18 protein-coding genes and 2 tRNA genes are annotated in these 18,983 nt (G+C 72.1%); 17 read left to right on the forward strand and 3 right to left on the reverse strand.

Annotated elements, in window-relative coordinates:
- Positions 1-3 precede the first annotated feature (3 nt).
- The 12 genes from QQZ14_RS22050 to QQZ14_RS22105 all read left to right on the forward strand — a co-directional run bounded on the left by QQZ14_RS22050 (position 4) and on the right by QQZ14_RS22105 (position 9,699).
- Entirely contained in the window at positions 4-492 is a 489-nt protein-coding gene (locus QQZ14_RS22050) for a ribose-5-phosphate isomerase (protein WP_284536579.1), read from the forward strand.
- Entirely contained in the window at positions 485-1,330 is an 846-nt protein-coding gene (locus tag QQZ14_RS22055; protein WP_284536580.1) for an Fpg/Nei family DNA glycosylase, read from the forward strand. The genes QQZ14_RS22050 and QQZ14_RS22055 overlap by 8 nt, the downstream gene beginning before the upstream one ends.
- A gap of 28 nt (positions 1,331-1,358) precedes the next feature.
- Positions 1,359-2,462 carry a PP2C family protein-serine/threonine phosphatase gene (locus tag QQZ14_RS22060; RefSeq protein ID WP_284536581.1) on the forward strand — a complete coding sequence of 368 codons (1,104 nt, stop codon included), beginning with the start codon at positions 1,359-1,361 and terminating at the stop codon, positions 2,460-2,462.
- A gap of 87 nt (positions 2,463-2,549) precedes the next feature.
- A tRNA-Gly gene (locus QQZ14_RS22065) sits at positions 2,550-2,623 on the forward strand.
- Between the two features lie 44 nt (positions 2,624-2,667).
- Positions 2,668-2,740, forward strand: a tRNA-Pro gene (locus tag QQZ14_RS22070).
- A 34-nt stretch (positions 2,741-2,774) separates the two neighbouring features.
- On the forward strand, positions 2,775-4,181 hold the full coding sequence (gene tig, locus QQZ14_RS22075) for a trigger factor (RefSeq protein ID WP_284536582.1): 1,407 nt from the start codon (positions 2,775-2,777) through the stop codon (positions 4,179-4,181).
- An 87-nt stretch (positions 4,182-4,268) separates the two neighbouring features.
- Complete coding sequence (locus tag QQZ14_RS22080) at positions 4,269-5,423, forward strand: lipase family alpha/beta hydrolase (protein ID WP_284536583.1); 1,155 nt, start codon at positions 4,269-4,271, stop codon at positions 5,421-5,423.
- The gene (locus tag QQZ14_RS22085) at positions 5,420-5,896 is read left to right on the forward strand and encodes an SRPBCC family protein (protein WP_284536584.1); all 477 of its coding nucleotides are present in this window, start codon (positions 5,420-5,422) and stop codon (positions 5,894-5,896) included. The genes QQZ14_RS22080 and QQZ14_RS22085 overlap by 4 nt, the downstream gene beginning before the upstream one ends.
- A 137-nt stretch (positions 5,897-6,033) precedes the next feature.
- On the forward strand, positions 6,034-6,621 hold the full coding sequence (locus QQZ14_RS22090; protein ID WP_284536803.1) for an ATP-dependent Clp protease proteolytic subunit: 588 nt from the start codon (positions 6,034-6,036) through the stop codon (positions 6,619-6,621).
- A gap of 1 nt (position 6,622) precedes the next feature.
- Positions 6,623-7,234, forward strand: a complete 612-nt coding sequence (locus QQZ14_RS22095) for an ATP-dependent Clp protease proteolytic subunit (RefSeq protein WP_284536585.1) — start codon at positions 6,623-6,625, stop codon at positions 7,232-7,234.
- Positions 7,235-7,408: 174 nt separating this feature from the next.
- A complete protein-coding gene (gene clpX / locus QQZ14_RS22100) occupies positions 7,409-8,704 on the forward strand; it encodes an ATP-dependent Clp protease ATP-binding subunit ClpX (protein ID WP_284536586.1) in 1,296 nt (431 codons plus the stop codon).
- Between the two features lie 164 nt (positions 8,705-8,868).
- Positions 8,869-9,699 (forward strand): hypothetical protein, encoded by an 831-nt coding sequence (locus QQZ14_RS22105; RefSeq protein ID WP_284536587.1) that lies wholly within the window; start codon positions 8,869-8,871, stop codon positions 9,697-9,699.
- Between the two features lie 34 nt (positions 9,700-9,733).
- Here QQZ14_RS22105 and valS read toward each other — a convergent pair whose 3' ends face one another.
- A complete protein-coding gene (gene valS / locus QQZ14_RS22110; RefSeq protein ID WP_284536588.1) occupies positions 9,734-12,367 on the reverse strand; it encodes a valine--tRNA ligase in 2,634 nt (877 codons plus the stop codon).
- A 78-nt stretch (positions 12,368-12,445) separates the two neighbouring features.
- Between valS and QQZ14_RS22115 the strand changes: the two genes are divergently transcribed.
- Entirely contained in the window at positions 12,446-13,357 is a 912-nt protein-coding gene (locus tag QQZ14_RS22115) for a GNAT family N-acetyltransferase (RefSeq protein WP_284536589.1), read from the forward strand.
- On the opposite strand, the gene QQZ14_RS22120 is transcribed toward QQZ14_RS22115, so the two are convergent.
- Positions 13,335-14,438, reverse strand: a complete 1,104-nt coding sequence (locus QQZ14_RS22120; protein ID WP_284536590.1) for an alcohol dehydrogenase catalytic domain-containing protein — start codon at positions 14,436-14,438, stop codon at positions 13,335-13,337. The genes QQZ14_RS22115 and QQZ14_RS22120 overlap by 23 nt on opposite strands.
- 66 nt (positions 14,439-14,504) lie before the next feature.
- Here QQZ14_RS22120 and folC point away from each other — a divergent pair, with 66 nt between their 5' ends.
- Both folC and QQZ14_RS22130 read left to right on the forward strand, forming a co-directional pair.
- The gene (gene folC, locus QQZ14_RS22125) at positions 14,505-15,899 is read left to right on the forward strand and encodes a bifunctional tetrahydrofolate synthase/dihydrofolate synthase (protein ID WP_284536591.1); all 1,395 of its coding nucleotides are present in this window, start codon (positions 14,505-14,507) and stop codon (positions 15,897-15,899) included.
- Positions 15,896-16,288, forward strand: a complete 393-nt coding sequence (locus QQZ14_RS22130) for a DUF4233 domain-containing protein (protein WP_284536592.1) — start codon at positions 15,896-15,898, stop codon at positions 16,286-16,288. Before folC ends, QQZ14_RS22130 begins: the two co-directional genes overlap by 4 nt.
- Here the strand turns inward: QQZ14_RS22130 and pdxR are convergent.
- Positions 16,277-17,623, reverse strand: a complete 1,347-nt coding sequence (pdxR, locus tag QQZ14_RS22135) for a MocR-like pyridoxine biosynthesis transcription factor PdxR (protein ID WP_284536593.1) — start codon at positions 17,621-17,623, stop codon at positions 16,277-16,279. The two genes, QQZ14_RS22130 and pdxR, sit on opposite strands and share 12 nt — an antisense overlap.
- Before the next feature lie 71 nt (positions 17,624-17,694).
- Here pdxR and QQZ14_RS22140 point away from each other — a divergent pair, with 71 nt between their 5' ends.
- Positions 17,695-18,384 carry a pyridoxamine 5'-phosphate oxidase family protein gene (locus QQZ14_RS22140; protein ID WP_284536594.1) on the forward strand — a complete coding sequence of 230 codons (690 nt, stop codon included), beginning with the start codon at positions 17,695-17,697 and terminating at the stop codon, positions 18,382-18,384.
- Positions 18,385-18,459: 75 nt separating this feature from the next.
- Entirely contained in the window at positions 18,460-18,867 is a 408-nt protein-coding gene (gene ndk, locus QQZ14_RS22145; protein ID WP_284536595.1) for a nucleoside-diphosphate kinase, read from the forward strand.
- Positions 18,868-18,983: the final 116 nt, after the last annotated feature.

The raw sequence follows: 18,983 nt of genomic DNA on the forward strand, positions 1-18,983 counted from the left end.
GCCATGCGTGTGCACCTGGGCTGCGACCATGCCGGACTCGACCTCAAGGACCACCTCAGCCGCTGGCTCACCGAGCACGACTACGAGCCGGTCGACCACGGGCCCTTCGAGTACGACTCGCTCGACGACTACCCGGTCTTCTGCCTGCGCGCGGCCGAGGCGGTCGCCCAGGAGCGGGCCGCCGGGGCCGACAGCCTCGGGGTCGTGATCGGCGGGTCCGGCAACGGCGAGCAGATGGCCGCCAACAAGGTGGCGGGCATCCGGTGCGCGCTGGTCTGGTCGGAGGAGACCGCCGTACTCGCGCGCCAGCACAACGACGCCAACGTCATGTCCGTCGGCGGCCGGATGCACTCGCTGGGCCATATGACCCGCTTCGTCGAGGTGTTCCTCGCCGAGCCGTTCAGCGGCGACGAGCGGCACGTGCGCCGGATCGGCCAGATGGCGGCCTACGAGGCCACCGGCGAGCTGCCGCCGCTGCCCGGCGATGCCTGAGGGGCACACCCTCCATCGCCTGGCCGACCAGGTCACGGCGACGTTCGCCGGCCGGGTGGTGCGCGCCGCCAGCCCGCAGGGCCGGTTCGCGGGCTCGGCCGCCCTCGTCGACGGTCAGGTGCTGGTCGGCGCCGAGGCATGGGGCAAGCACCTGTTCATCGCATTTCCCGACGACCGGTTCGTGCACATCCACCTCGGCCTGTACGGCAAGCTCGACGTCGCGACCGGCGAGGCGGTCCCACCCGCGATCGGGCAGGTGCGCCTGCGCCTGGTCGCCGCCGACCGTGACTGGCAGGCGTGGGCCGACCTGCGTGGGGCCACGACCTGTGAGCTGGTGACCCGCGAGCAGCGGGACGCGGTGGTGGCCCGGTCCGGGCCCGACCCCCTGCGTGGGGACGCCGACCCCGACCGCGCCTGGGCGCGGATCCGGCGCAGCAAGGCGCCGATCGGGGGACTGCTCATGGATCAAGCCGTGCTCGCCGGCGTCGGCAACGTCTACCGGGCCGAGCTGCTGTTCCGCCACCGGGTCGACCCGCTCCGGCCGGGGAGCACCCTGCGCGTGGGGCAGTGGCACGCGATGTGGGAGGACCTGGTGGCGCTGATGCGCGAGGGGGTCCGGACCGGCCGGATCGACACCGTCCGTCCCGAGCACACCCCCGAGGCGATGGGGCGCCCGCCGCGCCGCGACGACCACGGCGGCGAGGTCTACGTCTACCGTCGTACGGGTCAGCCGTGCCACGTGTGCGGCGTGGCGGTCCGCACGGCCGAGCTCCAGGGCAGGAACCTGTTCTGGTGTCCCCGATGCCAACGCAGGTTCCGGTCGCGAGCACTACAGTGAGCACCCCCGAGCACGAGGACCGCCGACCATGACCGAACGCCGCGACGCGGCCCGGCCCGCCCGGGCCCGGCGTCGCCGGCATCTCGTGTCGCAGGTCCTGGGCCGCGGGGTGTCGCCGCACAACCGCATCCTGGTGGCCCTGGTCGCGCTGACCGTCCTCGCGACCGCGGTGGCCGTGACGTGGTCGACGAACGTGCCACTGACGGTGCTGATGGTGCCGCTCCTGCTCGGCAGCCTGCTGCTCGGCCCGCGGCACCTGCCGTGGTTCGTGGTGTTCCTCATGGTGATGCTGATGGTCGCCGTCAGCGCTCAGGAACAGATCACGCTGCGGATCGTGATGTCGATCGCGATCGTGTTCCTGCTCTGCTTCATCGTGCTGGTCACGTCGTTCCGCCGGTCCCGGCTGGGGGTCGCCGGCGTGCTCGGCGAGTCGATGCTGGTCGACCTGCGCGACCGGATCCTCAACCAGGGCGGTGTTCCGCCGCTCGGGGACGACTGGCTGGTCGAGACCGCGCTCCGCTCGGCCGGCGGTACGCCGTTCGCGGGCGACTTCGTGGTCGCCACCCGGCCCCGGGGCAGCAGCCGGGTCGAGCTCGCCGTGGTGGACGTGTCCGGCAAGGGCGAACAGGCCGGAACCCGGGCGCTGCTGCTCTCCGGCGCCTTCGGCGGCCTGCTCGGCGCGCTGCCGCCGGCGGAGTTCCTCGAGGCCGCCAACGACTACCTCCTGCGACAGGACTGGGAGGAGGGCTTCGCGACCGCCGTCCACCTCTCGCTGGACACCGACACCGGGGCCTTCGAGGTGCGGACGGCGGGGCATCCGCCGGCCGCCCAGCTCGATGCCGGGTCGGGCCGGTGGACGGTCCACCAGGGCGACGGACCCGTGCTGGGCCTGATCGAGAACGCCGAGTTCGCGGTGGTGCACGGCCAGCTGCGCTCCGGTGACGCGCTGCTGCTCTACACCGACGGCCTGGTCGAGACCCCGCGCCGCGACATCGGCATGGGCATCGACCGGATGCTCGGCCACGCCGAACGGCTGCTGCGCGGCGGACTCGAGGGCGGCGCCGACCGGCTCGTGGAGTCTCTCGGCTCCGACAACGACGACCGCGCTCTGGTGCTGCTCCACCGTCGCTGACCCGATCTCGCGCGGCGCCCTCGGTTGGGTGGCGCACGCTCTGGTGTGGCAGGATTCGGGGGTTCCCGGGGGCGTGCCCTCGGGGGTGCGGATGTAGCTCAATGGTAGAGCCCCAGTCTTCCAAACTGGCTACGCGGGTTCGATTCCCGTCATCCGCTCCAAGCAGGGACCGACCGCACCAGTTGTGGATCGGGAGCCCACTTGGCGGGGCGTAGCGTAGTGGCTAGCGCGCCTGCTTTGGGAGCAGGAGATCGCAGGTTCGAGTCCTGTCGCCCCGACACCCACCCAATGAGAAGCATGAGGAGAAGACCTGTGAAGAGCGCCGTCGAGACCTTGAGCCCGACCCGGGCCAAGCTGACCGTCGAGGTGCCCTTCGAGGAGCTCAAGCCGAGCCTCGACGCGGCGTACAAGAAGATTGCCCAGCAGATCAACGTCCCAGGCTTCCGGCGCGGCAAGGTCCCGCCGATGGTCATCGACCGTCAGGTCGGGCGTGGCGCGGTGCTCGACGAGGCGATCAACGAGGTGGTGCCGCAGAAGTACGTCGAGGCGCTGCAGGCCAACTCCCTCCAGCCGCTGGCGCAGCCGGAGATCGAGGTCACGAAGTTCGAGGACAACGAGACCCTGGAGTTCACCGCCGAGGTCGACATCCGTCCCGAGATCGCGCTGCCGAACTACGACGGTGTCGAGGCCGAGGTCGAGGACATCGAGCTGACCGACGCCGACGTCGACGAGCAGGTCGAGGCGCTCCGTGAGCGCTTCGCGACCCTGATCGACGTCGAGCGCCCGGCCGTCGAGGGTGACTTCGTGGTCATGGACCTCGTGGCGACCCACGAGGGTGAGCCGATCGAGGGCGCCGAGGTGTCCGGCATGTCCTACCGCGTCGGCCGCGGCGGCATGCTCGACGGCCTCGACGAGGCGCTGACCGGCATGGCCGCCGGCGACGAGAAGGTCTTCCAGTCCGAGCTGGTCGGAGGTGACCTGGTCGGCCAGCCCGTCGACGTCACCGTCAAGGTCAGCCAGGTCCAGGAGCAGGAGCTCCCCGAGCTCGACGACGAGTTCGCCCAGATGGCCTCCGAGTTCGACACCGTCGACGAGCTCCGCGAGGACGTCCGCGAGCGGCTCGGCCGCGGCCGCCGCCTCGAGCAGGCCGCCGCCGCCCGCGACGCCGTGCTCGAGCAGCTGCTCGACCGGGTCGAGGTGCCGCTGCCCGAGGTCGTCGTCACCGATGAGCTCAACGCCCGCCGCCAGAACGTCGAGCAGCAGCTCGCCTACTCCGGTGTCTCCATGGAGAAGTACCTCGAGGACGAGGGCCAGACCCTGGAGGAGTTCGAGGCCGACCTGGACCGCCGGGTCCGCGACGCGGTCGCCGCCCAGTTCCTCCTCGACGAGATCGCGAAGAAGGAGGAGTTCGGCATCGACCAGAGCGAGCTCTCCGAGCACCTCGTCCGTCGCGCCCAGCAGTCCGGCCAGGACCCGCAGGAGTTCGCGAACCACATGTTCGAGCACAACCACATCCCCGAGCTCGTGCAGGAGATCCTGCGCGGCAAGGCGCTCGCCCGGGTCGTGGAGTCGGCGGTCGTCAAGGACGCCTCCGGCAACGTGGTCGAGCTGAAGAACCTGCGCCCCGACGGCACCATCGGCGAGCCGGAGTCCGAGGGCGACGCGCCCGAGGCCACCGCCGAGGAGCCGGCTGCGGAGGAGACCGCCACCCAGGAGTGAGCCGGGCCGTTGCCGGGCAGGACCCCGGCGCGCCGAGCGGAGACAGATGAGTGCACAGCCGTGCACTCGGTGGCTATCCTGCCGCGGGTGAGCACCCACCACCCCGGCGCCGGCACCGCCCCGACCTACCTCGACGCGTTCGCGCTGCTGACGGAGGTCGTCGACGAGCTGGTGGTGCGCAGCGTGCACGACACCCACGACGCCTGGGCCGAGCGGTTCGGCGGCTACCCGGGCAGCGCCATCGCCGGCGCCGTGTTCGGCGGGCTCGGCGCCGGCCTCCGCGCGGCGTCCGCCGGTCTCGGCAAGGTCGCCGCGACCGGGGTCGGGCCGCGCCTCGAGGAGGGGCCACGCGGTCGGTTCGTCAGCTCGGCCGTCAACGGCCTGATCGGGGACCGGCTCGTGGCGGAGAGGCCGCGGCTCGCGATCCCGATGGCGGTCCGGTCCGAGGGCCGCGACGTGCCGCCCGCGACCGACCACCTCGCCGCGGCCTTCCCCGACGCCGCCGGGCGGGTCGTGGTGTTCGTGCACGGCCTCTGCGAGAACGAGTCCTACTGGAACCGGTGGCGCGAGCGGACCGGCACGACGTACGGCGAGACCGTCACGGACGCGGGCTGGACGCCGGTCTTCCTGCGTGCCAACACCGGTCTCGGCCTGCGCGAGAACGGCGTCGCGCTGGCCGCCCTGCTGCAGCGGCTGGTCGAGGAGTGGCCGGTGCCGCTGCAGCGGATCGCGCTGGTGGGGCACTCGATGGGCGGGCTGATCGTGCGGGCCGCGGGAGCGGTGGTGCACCTCGCCGAGCACCAGGCGGAGCGGCACTGGGCCGACCTCGTCTCGGACGTGGTCACCCTCGGCACGCCGCACCTCGGCGCCCCGATCGCGCGCGGCATCGGCCACGGCAGCCGCGGTCTGGGCCGACGCCGCGAGACCGCGGCGTTCGGCCGGATCCTCGACCAGCGCTCGGTCGGGGTGCACGACCTGGTGAGCGGGCTCGCCGAGGACGTGCCGCCTCTGCCGCACGCGCGCTACCGGCTCGTCGCGGCGACGGTGACCGCCCGCCAGCGCCACCCCGTCGGCCACGTCGTGGGCGACCTGCTGGTGCGGGTGCCCTCGGCGTACGGCCGCGACCGGCACGGCCGCCACCTGTTCCCGGGCGCCGACGTGCTGCACCTGGGACGCACCGACCACTTCGGCCTGCTCAACCACCCCGAGGTCCACCGCGCTCTGCGAGAGTGGCTCGCATGAGCGGACCCGCCGATCGTGAGCTGCGTGCCGAGGCCGTCGTCGAGGCGCCCCCCGAGCGGGTCTGGGCGCTGCTGACGGACTTCTCCCGGATGCCCGAATGGAGCCCCGAGCTGGTCCGGATGGTCCCGCTCAAGCCCGGAGATCTCCGGATCGGCCAGTGGTACCTCGGCATCAACCGCCGCAAGGCCGCCGTCTGGCCGACCCGCAGCGTGGTCACGGCGCTCGAGCCGGGCCGCACGATCGCGTGGGACACCACGTCCAGCGGCGCCCGGTGGATCTGGGAACTGAGCCCGGCCGGACCCGACGACGCCTTCACCCGGGTCGTGCACCGCCGGCCGGTGCCGCACGGCGTCACCGCGATGTCCAAGGTCTTCGCGCCACTGTTCCTGGGTGGGAACGAGGGCCACGCGGACGAGCTCGAGCACGGCATGGCCCGGACCGTGGCCCGGCTGAAGGCGGCGGCGGAGGCCTGACCTGAGCGCCGTACGGTCCGCGGGCTTATCTGCTGTCGGCGAACAGCGGGGGATTGGCCGTGGAACTGTCGAGGCTTCCGGCTAGGGTCGCTCTCGTGACCCAGAACTCCAGCCCACAGCTCAACGGCGGCGCGGGCATGAACGTCCTCGACGACCACATCTACCAGCGCCTGCTGCGCGAGCGGATCGTCTTCCTCGGCTCCGAGGTGCGCGACCAGAACGCCAACGCGATCTGCGCCCAGCTGCTGCTGCTCTCGGCGGAGGACCCCGAGGCCGACATCTTCCTCCACATCAACTCGCCGGGTGGCTCCGTCGACGCCGGCATGGCGATCTACGACACCATGAACTACATCCCCAACGACGTGGCGACGGTCGGCATGGGCCTGGCCGCCTCGATGGGCCAGTTCCTGCTCTGCGCCGGCACCAAGGGCAAGCGCTACGCGCTCCCGCACGCGCGGATCATGATGCACCAGCCCTCCTCGGGCATGGGCGGCTCGGCCTCGGACATCAAGATCCAGGCCCAGCAGTCGCTCCACATCAAGAAGGTGCTGCTCGAGCTCATCGCCGAGCACACCGGCCAGACCGTCGAGCAGATCGAGATGGACGCCGACCGCGACCGCTGGTTCACCGCCGACCAGGCGCTCGAGTACGGCCTGGTCGACCAGGTCATCAAGAGTGCCCGCGAAGCCGCAGACGACGGGCGTCCGGCCCGCAAGAAGGACTGACATGAACTACTACATCCCGCAGTGGGAAGAGCGCACGTCCTACGGCTTCCGCCGCATCGACCCCTACGCCAAGCTGTTCGAGGACCGCATCATCTACCTCGGCACCCCGATCTCCGACGACGTCGCCAACGCGGTGATCGCCCAGCTGCTCTGCCTGCAATCGATGAACCCCGACCAGGACATCAGCATCTACATCAACAGCCCCGGCGGCTCCTTCACCGCGCTGACGGCGATCTACGACACGATGAAGTTCATCAAGCCCGACGTGCAGACGGTGTGCATCGGGCAGGCCGCCTCGGCGGCCGCGATCCTGCTCGCCGCCGGCACGCCGGGCAAGCGCCTGGCGCTCCCGAACAGCCGGATCCTCATCCACCAGCCCTACACCGAGGGCACCTTCGGCCAGACCTCCGACATCGAGATCCAGGCCAACGAGATCCTGCGCATGCGCGAGCTGCTGGAGAAGATGATCAGCGACCACAGCGGCCGCGACCTCGAGCAGGTCAGCCGCGACATCGAGCGCGACAAGATCCTGACCGCCGAGGGCGCGGTCGAGTACGGCCTGATCGACGCCGTGCTGCAGTCACTGAAGGGCACCCCCGCGGTGACCGGCTGACCGGGCGGCAGTTCCTCCTGGTTCCTCGTGTCCGCACCCCAACCGGGGGCGGCACGGGGTACCGTCGGAGGCGTCGCGCACGACCTGCGCACCACCCTCGTACCACCAGATCGCAGCAACACTCGGCACCAGGCTCGACCCCGCAGAGCTCGACAACCCGGAGGATGACCACCCGTGGCACGTATCGGTGACGGCGGCGACCTGCTCAAATGCTCCTTCTGTGGAAAGAGCCAGAAGCAGGTCAAGAAGCTGATCGCGGGTCCTGGCGTCTACATCTGCGACGAGTGCATCGACCTGTGCAACGAGATCATCGAGGAGGAGCTCAGCGAGGGCGCCGAGGTCAGCCTCGACGAGCTGCCCAAGCCCAAGGAGATCTTCGAGTTCCTCAACTCCTACGTGATCGGGCAGGAGCACGCCAAGAAGTCCCTCGCGGTGGCGGTCTACAACCACTACAAGCGGGTGCAGGCCGGGCTCCAGCCCGGCGGTGGCTCCGGCCCGGGCAAGCACAGCAAGGACGAGGTCGTCGAGGTTGCCAAGTCCAACATCCTGGTGATCGGCCCGACCGGCTGCGGCAAGACCTACCTCGCCCAGACGCTCGCGCGGATGCTGAACGTGCCGTTCGCGATCGCGGACGCGACCGCCCTCACCGAGGCGGGCTACGTCGGCGAGGACGTCGAGAACATCCTGCTCAAGCTGATCCAGGCCGCCGACTACGACGTCAAGAAGGCCGAGACCGGCATCATCTACATCGACGAGATCGACAAGGTGGCCCGCAAGGCGGAGAACCCGTCGATCACGCGCGACGTCTCCGGTGAGGGCGTGCAGCAGGCGCTGCTGAAGATCATCGAGGGCACCACCGCCTCAGTGCCGCCGCAGGGTGGTCGCAAGCACCCCCACCAGGAGTTCATCCAGATCGACACCACTAACATCCTGTTCGTGGTGGGCGGCGCGTTCGCCGGGCTCGAGCACATCATCGAGCAGCGGGTCGGCAAGAAGACCCTCGGCTTCACCGCCGAGGTGCGGGGCAAGGCCGAGAAGGAGGCCGAGGACCTGCTGTCGCTCGTGCGTCCCGAGGACCTCACCAAGTTCGGCCTGATCCCCGAGTTCATCGGCCGTCTCCCGCTGATCGCGAGCGTGACCAAGCTCGACCAGGAGGCCCTGGTCCAGATCCTCACCGAGCCGCGCAACGCGCTCGTCAAGCAGTACCAGAAGCTCTTCGAGCTCGACGGCGTCGAGCTGGAGTTCACCCCCGAGGCCATCCAGGCGATCGCCGACAACGCGCTCGAGCGCGGCACCGGCGCCCGTGGCCTGCGCGCGATCATCGAGGAGGTCCTCCTCCACGTGATGTACGACGTGCCCTCCCGCGGCGACATCGCCCGGGTCATCGTGACCCGCGAGGTCGTCACCGACGGCGTCTCCCCGACGCTGATCCCGCGCGAGTCCGAGGCCAAGAAGAAGAAGTCCGCCTGACCGTCGCGGCTCCGGCAGCAGCCGGCAGACGTCCCGCGCGTGACGGGCCTCACACGGCCCGTGGCTCACGATGACTAGCCGGACTAGTCCATTCGGGTCATATCGTGCCCAGAGAGGCTCGTTCGCTTGGAGTGACGGGTGCCGGACCGGAAGACTGGGCACCGATGAACGCCACCCGCAGGACCCGCCTCTTCCTCGACCACAAGCCACCCCTGGTGGCCTTTGCGGTCGTGTCGATCGCGTGCGCCCTGATGATGGTGCACGTGGCCCGCAGCGAGGCGGCCCCAGGCTGGCTGCGCGCCGGCCTGAGCGGCATCGTGGCACAGCACGTCATCGAGGCCACCGTGCTCGAGCCCGACCCGGCGCCCGCACGGACCACCGAGGCGGCGGGCCCGCTCCCGACCGCTGACGGCCCGGTCGGGTCCCCGTCAGGTGACGGGGACGGTTCGGGCACCGACGCCGGCTCGCCCCCGGCCGACTCGGCAGTCACGGGCGGGACGTCGCACCTCGCCGGCGCTCAGGTCGGGGTCGTCGACGCCGGCGATGCCACCGACCCCTTCACGGGGATCGACGACGACCCGGCCGGCTCCGCTGACGCCGACGGCGACCAGGGCCCGGGCAAGGGTCATCAGGGCAAGGGCCAAGGCCAGAGCAAGGGCGACGACGAGCAGGTGGACGCCGGCATCCCCGCTCCGGGCACCTCCGCGGGTCCAGACCCCCGCGACTGGCGTGACGACTGGGTGGGTGACCACGGCAAGGGCGGTCACGGCAAGGGTGACCACGCGAAGGGTGACCACGCGAAGGGCGACCACGCGAAGGGCGACCACGCCAAGGGCGACCACGCCAAGGGCGACCACGCCAAGGGCGACCACGCCAAGGGCGACCACGGCAACGGTGGGCATGGTCATGCGAACCAGGGCGACCACGGCAACGGTGGGCACGGCCACGCGGACCACGGCGAGCACGGTCACGGCCAGGGGCACCGGGCGCGCTGAGCGCACCCGGCCCGCCTGCCGCCTCGCCGGCTGACTACTCGGTCGCGGCCAGCTCCGCGTCGACGCCGAGCTCGGTGGCCGTGTCGTCGACGGTGAACACCACGTCTCCGGTGACCTTGCCGGTCTTGCGCAGGTCGTCGGCGGCCAGCTCCGCGGCGGCGACCAGCGCCTGCGGGCCGCGGATCTCCACCCGGGACAGCTCGGCGCGCATCGAGACCTTCGCGTTGGACTTCGCGCCGCGGATGCCGATCAGTGCCGCCGCGACCGCGTCGAGGGTCGAGGGGTCGGCGGCCGCGGCCGAGCCCAGCTCGACGACGGTGGGCCAGGTCGCCCGGTGGATCGAGCCCTCGCTCGAGCGCCACCACGACCAGACCTCCTCGGTCACGTAGGGCAGGAACGGCGCGAGCATCCGGAGCTGGACGTCGAGCGCGATCGCGAGCGCGGCCTTGGCCGACGCGGTGGGAGCGCCGCCGTCCTCGGCGTACGCCCGCTCCTTGACCAGCTCGAGGTAGTCGTCGCAGAACTCCCAGAAGAACTTCTCGACGGTCTCCAGCGCGGTCGTGTAGTCGTAGGCCTCGAACGCGTCGGTGGCCTTGGTGATCACCTGACCGAGGCGGGCGAGCAGCGCGCAGTCGACCGGCTCGGACACCTCGAACGCGTTCACGCTGGTGGCGCCGACGCCACCGAGCACGAACTTGGACGCGTTCAGCACCTTCATCGCAAGCCGGCGGCCGACCTTCATCTGGGTCTCGTCGAACGGCGAGTCCAGGCCCGGCCGGGCCATCGCGGCACGCCAGCGGACCGCGTCGGCGCCGAACTTCTCCAGGACGTCGGTGGGGACCACGACGTTGCCCTTGGACTTGGACATCTTCTTGCGGTCCGGGTCGAGGATGAAGCCCGAGACCAGCGCGTGCGACCACGGCGCGGCGTGGTTCTCGAAGTGCGCGCGGACCACCCGGGAGAACAGCCAGGTGCGGATGATGTCGTGCGCCTGGGTGCACAGGTCCATCGGGAAGACCCGCTGCCACAGGTCGGGGTCGGACTCCCAGCCGCCGGCGATCTGCGGGGTCAGCGACGACGTCGCCCAGGTGTCCATCACGTCGGGGTCGCCGACGAAGCCGCCCGGCTTGCCGCGCTGGTCCTCGGCGTACCCCTGCGGGACCATCGTCGAGGGGTCGACCGGCAGCTCGTCCTCGCGGGGCAGCAGCGGGTGCTCGTAGTCGGGCTCTCCGTCCGCGTCGAGTGGGTACCAGACCGGGAACGGGATCCCGAAGAACCGCTGACGGGAGATCAGCCAGTCGCCGTTGAGGCCGCCGACCCAGTTGTCGTAGCGGTGCTTCATGTGGGCCGGGACCCACTCGATCTCGGCGCCGCGCGCGATCATCTCGTCGCGGACGTCCGTGTCGCGGCCGCCGTTGCGGATGTACCACTGGCGGGTGGCGACGATCTCGAGGGGCTTGTCGCCCTTCTCGTAGAAGTTCGTCATCCGCTGGGTGGGCTTGGGCTCGCCGTCGAGGTCTCCGGCCTCCCGCAGCTTGGCCACGACGGCCTCGCGTGCGGAGAACGCGGTCTTGCCCTTGAGGTCCTCGTACGCCGACGCCGCGGGCTCGTGGGCCAGCCACTCGGGCGTCTCGCGCGACATCCGGCCGTCGCGGCCGATCACCGTGCGGACCGGGAGGTTGAGCTCGCGCCACCACGTGACGTCGGTCAGGTCGCCGAACGTGCAGCACATCGCGATGCCCGCGCCCTTGTCCATCTCCGCCAGCGGGTGGGCGAGCACCGGGATCTCGACTCCGAACACCGGGCTGGTGACGGTGGTGCCGAACAGCGGCTGGTAGCGCTCGTCGTCGGGGTGCGCGATCAGCGCGACCACCGAGGGGATCAGCTCCGGCCGGGTGGTCTCGATGAACAGGGGCTCGCGGTCCGGCTTGTGGAACGCGACCCGGTGGTAGGCGCCGGCGTAGTCACGCGCCTCGAGCTCGGCCTGGGCCACCGCGGTCTGGAACGTGACGTCCCACAGCGTGGGCGCCTCCTGCAGGTAGGCCTCGCCGCGGGCGAAGTTGCGCAGGAACGCGCGCTGGCTGACCGTGCGGGCCTTGGTGCCGATCGTCGTGTAGTGCTGGCTCCAGTCGACGGAGAGCCCCAGGGTGCGCCACAGCTGCTCGAAGACCTGCTCGTCCTGCTGGACGAGCTCCTCGCAGAGCGCGATGAAGTTGGGCCGGCTGATCGGCACCTGCTTCTTCGGGTCGGGCTTCTCGGGCGGGGTGAAGTCGGGGTCGTAGGGCAGCGACGGGTCGCAGCGGACGCCGTAGTAGTTCTGGACCCGGCGCTCGGTCGGCAGGCCGTTGTCGTCCCAGCCCATCGGGTAGAACACGGACTTGCCGCGCATCCGCTGGAAGCGCGCGACCAGGTCGGTGTGGGTGTAGGAGAACACGTGCCCGACGTGCAGGCTGCCGCTCACGGTCGGCGGCGGCGTGTCGATCGAGTAGACGTTCTCGCGCGGCTGGGTGCGGTCGAAGGCGTAGGTGTCCTCGGCCCGCCAGCGCTCGCTCCAGGTGGCCTCGAGACCCTCCAGCGCAGGCTTGTCGGGTACGGCGACGACGGGCCGCTCGGCGGTCTGCGTCGTCTCCACCGTCTCCGGTGCCTGGTCAGCCTGCGTGTCGGTCATGGCGAAATCCTAGGGTCAGACGTCCGCGGCGGAGAAACCGGTTGTGACGACGGGCACCGGGCTGGCTCACTTCCCTCCATGGACCACCGCCTCGAGATCATCGACGACCCTGTCGCGTTCCTCGCCGCCGCGGGCGAGCACCTCGCCGCCGACCCGGTGGTGACGACGGTGATCGCCTCGGTGACCGAGCGCCTGGCGCTGGCCGACGAGCGGGGGCTCCCGCCGGGCGAGCACCCCCGCTGGTGGGCGCTGGTGCGCGACGACGCGGGCACCGTGTCCGGGGTCGCGATGCGGACCGCGCCGTTCGAGCCGCACCCGCTGTACGTGCTGCCGATGCCCGACGACGCCGCGGTCGACCTGGCCCGCCTGGTGCACGAGCGCGGCGAGGCGGTCGGCGGCGTGAACGGTGCCCTGCCCGCCGCCCGTCTGGTCGCCGAGGAGACCGCCCGCCTGGCCGGGGGAGAGGTCCGGGTGCACGAGCACCTGCGGCTCTTCGAGCTGGGCGATCTGGTGGTGCCACCCAGCCCACCCGGCCGGCTGCGCCTGGCGACGCCCGACGATGCGGAGCTCGCGCTCGCATGGTTCCGCGCGTTCGGGATGGCTGCCGCGGAGCAGGCCGGCCGCGACGAGCCGCACCAGGGCCCGCTCGAGACGTTCACGATCGACGACATGCTGCTGCGCATCGAGCAGGAGGTGGTGTGGCTCTGGGAGGACGAGCGCGGCGAGCGGGTGCACCTCACCGGCGCGAACCCGCCGGCCAACGGCGTCACCCGGATCGGCCCCGTCTACACGCCGATCGAGCAGCGCGGACACGGCTACGCGAGCGCCGCGGTCGCCGAGGTGTCGCGGCAGTACGTCGAGCAGGGCGTGCGCTGCTGCCTGTTCACCGACCAGGCCAACCCCACGTCGAACAGGATCTACCAGGCGCTGGGCTACGTGCCGGTCGTCGACATGGTCAACCTGGTGATCACCAGACCAGGACCGGCTTGACGACCCTCCCGGCCACCACGTCGGCGATCGCGGCGCTGATCTCGGTGAACGGGTACGTCGTCACCAGGTCGTCGACGGGGAACTTGCCCTCGGCGTTGAGCCGCAGCATCCGCGGAACCATCTCGCGGGGGTCGGAGTCGCCCTCGACCGAGCCGCGCAGGATCTTGCCGTTCTGCAGCAGGTCGATGGCGTCGACCGGGAACTCCGGACGGCTCATGTCGAGACCGAGCACGACCAGCGTGCCCTGGACACCGAGCGATTGGGCGGCCTCCTTGAGCACGGAGGGCACCGCGGTGGTCTCGATGCCGTACGTCGCCCCGCCGCCGGTGAGCTCCTTGACCTTGTCGACCACGGTGGTCTCGCCGAGCCCGGCCGGGTCGACCCCGATCGCCCCGAGCTTCTCTGCCGCCTCGAGCCGGCTCGGCTGCAGGTCGACGGCGACGACGGTCTCCACGCCGCTGGCCCGCGCGGCCGCGACCGCGGCCAGGCCGACCGCGCCCACGCCGTACACCACGACGCTGTCGTCGGGCTGCGGCTGGGCGACGTTGAGCACCGAGCCGGAACCGGCCATGAAGCCGCAGCCGTAGGGCGCGATCCGGGTCAGGTCGAGGCTCGGGTCGACGACGATGACGCTGGAGGCGAGCACGACCGCGTGCTGGGCGAACGACGACTGCCCGAAGAAGTGGCCGTAGACCGGCCCGGCCTCGCGGGAGTAGGACGTCGAGCCGTCCATCCGGAAGCCCATGTAGTTGAGCATCAGCGTCTGCTCGCAGTAGCCCGCCCGGCCGTCCCGGCAGCGCGCGCACTCGCGGCAGGACGCGAGGCTGAGCACGACATGGTCGCCCACGCTGACACCGGTCACCTCCACGCCGACCTCCTCCACGACCCCCGCGCCCTCGTGGCCGAAGACCCGCGGGAACATCTCGGCCGGGAGCGTGTCGCGCAGCGAGAGGTCGGTGTGGCACAGCCCCGTCGCGACGATGCGCACCAGCACCTCGTCGGGGCGGGGGCCGTCGACCTCCACCTCCTCGAGCACGAACTCCTCGCCGGGACCGTTGACGACCGCCACCGTGGTTCTCATGACGAGCAACCTAGAACCTGTTCCATTTCCTGTCACCCGTTCGGTCACTCCTAGACTCGGGGCACCATGACGGACACCCCCCGCAGCACGCCCGAGACACCCCGACTCGCCGAGACCTTCGCGGAGGTCGAGGACGCGCTGCTGTCCCGGTGGCCCGAGACCCGGCTGGAGCCGTCCCTCGACCGGATCCGCGCGCTGACCGAGGTGCTCGGCGACCCGCAGTCCGGCTACCCCGTCATCCACCTGACCGGCACCAACGGCAAGACCTCCACGTCGCGGATGATCGACACGCTGCTGCGCGCGCTCGACCTGCGCACCGGCCGGTTCACCAGCCCGCACGTGGAGCGGATGTCGGAGCGGATCTCGGTCGACGGCGAGCCCCTGGGCGACGAGGAGTTCGTGCGCGCGTTCAACGACGTCGCGCCGTACCTCCAGATCATCGACGACGACCAGGAGCACCCGCTGTCGTTCTTCGAGACCGTCGTCGCGATGGGGTACGCCGCGTTCGCGGACGCGCCCGTCGACGTCGCCGTCGTCGAGGTGGGCATGGGCGGGTCCTGGGACGCGACCAACGTCGTCGACGCCGCGGTCGCGGTCGTGCTGCCGGTCGCGGTCGACCACGCGGCCTACCTGGGCACGACCGCCGGCGAGATCGCGGTCGAGAAGGCCGGGATCATCAAGCCCGGATCCATCGCGGTGCTCGCCGAGCAGTCGCCCGAGGTCGCCGAGGTGCTCCTCGAGCGGGTGGCCGAGGTCGGCGCGAGCGTCGTCCGGGAGGGGCTGGACTTCGGCGTCGCCTCGCGGGTGCCGGCGGTCGGCGGCCAGATGCTGACGCTCCGGGGCCTCCGCGCCAGCTACGAGGACGTCTTCCTGCCGCTGTACGGCGCCCACCAGGCGCAGAACGCCGCGATCGCGCTGGCGGCGGTCGAGGCGTTCGTCGCCAGCAGCGAGCAGAGCCAGGTGCTGGACGCCGAGGTCGTGCGCGCGGCGTTCGCCGAGGTGACCTCGCCGGGACGCCTCGAGATCGTGCGCCGCAGCCCCACCGTCGTGCTCGACGCCGCGCACAACCCGCACGGCGCCGAGGCGCTCGGTGCGGCTCTCGAGGACTCGTTCACCTTCCACCCGCTGATCGGGGTGATCGGGGTGATGGACGACAAGGACCACGAGGGGCTGCTGGCCGCTCTCGAGCCGCACCTCGCCCACGTCGTGTGCACCCAGAACTCCACCGACCGGGCGCTGCCGGCCGAGCGGCTCGCCGTCGTGGCCCGCGAGGTCTTCGGCGAGGACCGGGTCTCGGTCGAGTCCTCCCTCGGCAACGCCATCGAGGCCGCGGCGACGCTGGCCGAGGCGGGCGCGGCGTACGGCGAGGGCCTCGGGTCCGGCGCCGTGCTGGTCACCGGGTCGGTGGTGACCGTGGGGGAGGCGCGCTCGCTGCTGGTCCGGCAGGAGAAGCGGGCATGAGCGGACCCGAGCGGTCGCCGCGCCGCGGCATGTGCGCCGCGATCCTGTCGCTCGAGGCGATCGCGCTCGGCCTGACCACCCCGGTGATGATCTCGATCGCCGACGTCGACACCGCCACGGCGGTCGGCGTCGGGCTCGGGCTCGCGGTCGCGTGCCTGCTGCTCGCCGGGATGCTCCGGGCGGAGTGGGCCTACAGCCTCGGCTGGGTCGTGCAGGGCGCCGCGGTCGGCCTGGGCTTCGTGATCCCGCTGATGTTCCTGCTCGGCGGCATCTTCGCCCTGCTGTGGGGCACGGCGTACTTCCTCGGCGTCAAGATCGAGCGCGAGCGGGCGGCGGCCTACGCCGCGCTCGACGACACGGCGGCGGAGCCCCCGGCGTCAGAGGGCTGAGACCAGCGCCACGAGGGCCCGGTCCAGCTCGTCGTCCGTGACCCCGCCGAACCCGACGACCAGCCCCGTGAGCGTCGCGGTGCGGCAGTAGTCCGCGAGCAGGTTCACCTCGAAGCCGGCCCGGCGCGCGGCGTCGCGGGCGCGGACGGCGTCGGCGGCGGGCAGCAGCCAGGTCGAGTACATCCCGGCGAGCGGGCCCGCGAGCTCGGCGTACGGCGAGAGTGCGGCCGCGACCCGCGGCGCCCTCTCGGCGTAGACCCGGCGGGCGGTGCGCACGACCTTGTCGACGTAGCCGTCCCGGAGCAGCGCCAGGTAGGCGCGCTGCACCGGCCACGGGGCGCCCTCGTGGGTGACGAGCCGCCGCGCGTTGACCCGGTCGGCCAGCTCGGGCGGCGCGACCAGCCAGCCGAGCCGCAGCGACGGCGCGACGGACTTGGCGGCGGTGCCGAGGTAGGCGACCCGGCCGCGGTCCAGGCTGGCCAGGGCGGGCACCGGTGCGACGTCGTAGCGGAACTCCGAGTCGTAGTCGTCCTCCACCACGAGCGCGTCCGCCGCGCGGGCCGCGTCGAGCAGCGCCACCCGGTCGGCGCCCGGCATCACCCGGCCGAGCGGGTGCTGGTGAGCCGGGGTGACGTACGCCGCGGCCACGCCGGCCAGGTCGCGCACCGGGGCCAGCGCCGGCAGGTCGCGCACCTCGCGGCCGACGCCCCGGGCCGTCTCGACGGCGGCGCGGTAGCCCGGGTCCTCCATCGCCACCGGCCCCGGCGGCAGCACGGTCAGCAGGTGGCGCAGCCCGTCGGTGGTGCCGTTGACGACGATGACCTCATCGGCGTCCACGCTCAGGCCTCGGGTCCGCGCCAGCCGGTCGGCGAGCGCCGCGCGCAGCTCGGGGAGCCCGCGCGGGTCGTCGTACCCCCGCGGCGGCCGGGCCGCCGACACCTCGCGCCACGCCCGGCGCCAGCCCGCGGCGTGCCGCGGGTCGATCCAGGGCGTGCCGGCGTCGAGACGGACCAGGTCGGCGGCCGGCTGCACGACGCGCCGGCGGGGTGCTGCGCCGGGGCCCGCGACGCCCGGCGCGACGGTCGAGGCCACGAACGTCCCCGACCCGCGGCGGGCCGCCAGCCAGCCCTCGGCGAGCAGCTGCTCGTAGGCCTGCTCGGTCACCGTCCGGCTGACCCCCAGCTCGGCGGCCAGTGCGCGGCTGCTCGGCAGCCGGTCGCCGCGGGCGAGGGTCCCGGCGACCACCAGGTCGCGGATCCGGGAGGAGAGCTGCGCCCCGAGCGGTCCGGGCGCGTCCCGGTCGAGCCGCAGGGGCAGCGTCGTCATCGTGGCCATCGGAAGTGTCCTGTCGAAGTCGTGCGGGATTGGCCCGTGCGTGCAGGCCACTTCTCGCGGATCGTAGACCCGTGACCACCGCGCCCGCATCGCTCGCCCCGCTCTCGCCCACCCCGCGCACCACCGTCGGGCGCGGCCGCAACCGCGCGGTCGACGACCGCGCCGACCTGCACCGGCTGCTCGAGGATGCCCTGGTCGCGCACCTCGGCGTCGCCGTCGGCGACCACCCGCTGGTGCTCCCGACGGCGTTCGCGGTCGACCTCGACGGCCCGGACGCCGGTGGCAGCCTCTACGTGCACGGGTCGGTCGCCGCCGGCTGGGTGCACGCGGCGGCCGGCGCCACGGTCTGCGTCACGATCACCGAGCTCGACGGCCTGGTGGCCGGACGCTCGGCGTTCCACCACTCGATGAACTACCGCTCCGCGGTCGTCATCGGCGAGGCCCGCCTGGTGGCAGATCCCACGGAGCGCGAGCGGGCGCTCGCCCTGATCGTCGACCACATGATCCCGGGCCGCGCGGCGACGCTGCGGCCCTCGACCCGCAAGGAGCTGGCCGCGACCGCGGTGCTCGCCGTACCCCTCCACGAGGCGTCGATGAAGGCCCGCGCCGGCGGCCCGGTCGACGAGCCCGAGGACGTCGCCGCCGGCGTGTGGGGCGGGCACATCCCGCTGCGCCGGGTCCCCGCCGCTCCGGTGCCCGACGAGGACGCGGTCGTCCCGGTGCCCCGCGACGTCCTGGCCCGGGCGGTGTCCCGGGGATGAGTGGCCGAAGGGCCTGCCCCTGAGCGCCGAAGGGCCCTCGCCCCACCCCCCGGACCGCTCAGTAGGGTGCGGACCATGAGTCTGCGCACCCTCGTCCTCCTCAAGCCCGACGCCGTCCGACGGGGGCTCGTCGGAGCGATCCTGTCCCGCTACGAGGCCAAGGGCCTGACCATCGTCGCGATGGAGCAGCGCACGATCGACGCGGCCGTCGCGGACCGGCACTACGCCGAGCACGTGGAGAAGGCCTTCTACCCGCCGCTGCGCGACTTCGTGACCAGCGGCCCGCTCGTGGCGCTGGTGCTCGAGGGCGACGAGGCCGTCGAGATCGTCCGTGCCCTCAATGGCGCGACCGACGGGCGCAAGGCCGCCCCCGGCACCATCCGCGGCGACTACTCCATCTCCAACCAGCAGAACCTGGTCCACGGCTCGGACTCCCCGGAGTCGGCCGAGCGCGAGATCGCGATCTGGTTCCCGGGTCTCTGACCTGACGTCGCCCAGCGCCCCGCGGCGGCGATTACTGCCCGACGGGGCCCGCGTGTCCTCCCGGGCGGCAGCGTTCAGCCTTCGTAGCCTGTAGTCACACCTTCCCCATCTGCATC

Origin of the sequence: Nocardioides sp. T2.26MG-1 (assembly GCF_950101795.1) — a bacterium.
Taxonomy (GTDB): Bacteria; Actinomycetota; Actinomycetes; order Propionibacteriales; family Nocardioidaceae; genus Nocardioides.

Excerpts from the sequence above, each read along its gene's own strand:
- pdxR (WP_284536593.1), bottom strand. The coding sequence starts at position 17,623 with ATGGCCACGATGACGACGCTGCCCCTGCGGCTCGACCGGGACGCGCCC.
- valS (WP_284536588.1), bottom strand. The coding sequence starts at position 12,367 with ATGACCGACACGCAGGCTGACCAGGCACCGGAGACGGTGGAGACGACG.
- QQZ14_RS22095 (WP_284536585.1), top strand. The coding sequence starts at position 6,623 with ATGAACTACTACATCCCGCAGTGGGAAGAGCGCACGTCCTACGGCTTC.
- QQZ14_RS22115 (WP_284536589.1), top strand. The coding sequence starts at position 12,446 with ATGGACCACCGCCTCGAGATCATCGACGACCCTGTCGCGTTCCTCGCC.
- QQZ14_RS22060 (WP_284536581.1), top strand. The coding sequence starts at position 1,359 with ATGACCGAACGCCGCGACGCGGCCCGGCCCGCCCGGGCCCGGCGTCGC.
- QQZ14_RS22120 (WP_284536590.1), bottom strand. The coding sequence starts at position 14,438 with ATGAGAACCACGGTGGCGGTCGTCAACGGTCCCGGCGAGGAGTTCGTG.
- QQZ14_RS22085 (WP_284536584.1), top strand. The coding sequence starts at position 5,420 with ATGAGCGGACCCGCCGATCGTGAGCTGCGTGCCGAGGCCGTCGTCGAG.
- QQZ14_RS22055 (WP_284536580.1), top strand. The coding sequence starts at position 485 with ATGCCTGAGGGGCACACCCTCCATCGCCTGGCCGACCAGGTCACGGCG.
- folC (WP_284536591.1), top strand. The coding sequence starts at position 14,505 with ATGACGGACACCCCCCGCAGCACGCCCGAGACACCCCGACTCGCCGAG.
- QQZ14_RS22090 (WP_284536803.1), top strand. The coding sequence starts at position 6,034 with ATGAACGTCCTCGACGACCACATCTACCAGCGCCTGCTGCGCGAGCGG.
- QQZ14_RS22105 (WP_284536587.1), top strand. The coding sequence starts at position 8,869 with ATGAACGCCACCCGCAGGACCCGCCTCTTCCTCGACCACAAGCCACCC.
- QQZ14_RS22130 (WP_284536592.1), top strand. The coding sequence starts at position 15,896 with ATGAGCGGACCCGAGCGGTCGCCGCGCCGCGGCATGTGCGCCGCGATC.
- QQZ14_RS22050 (WP_284536579.1), top strand. The coding sequence starts at position 4 with ATGCGTGTGCACCTGGGCTGCGACCATGCCGGACTCGACCTCAAGGAC.
- ndk (WP_284536595.1), top strand. The coding sequence starts at position 18,460 with ATGAGTCTGCGCACCCTCGTCCTCCTCAAGCCCGACGCCGTCCGACGG.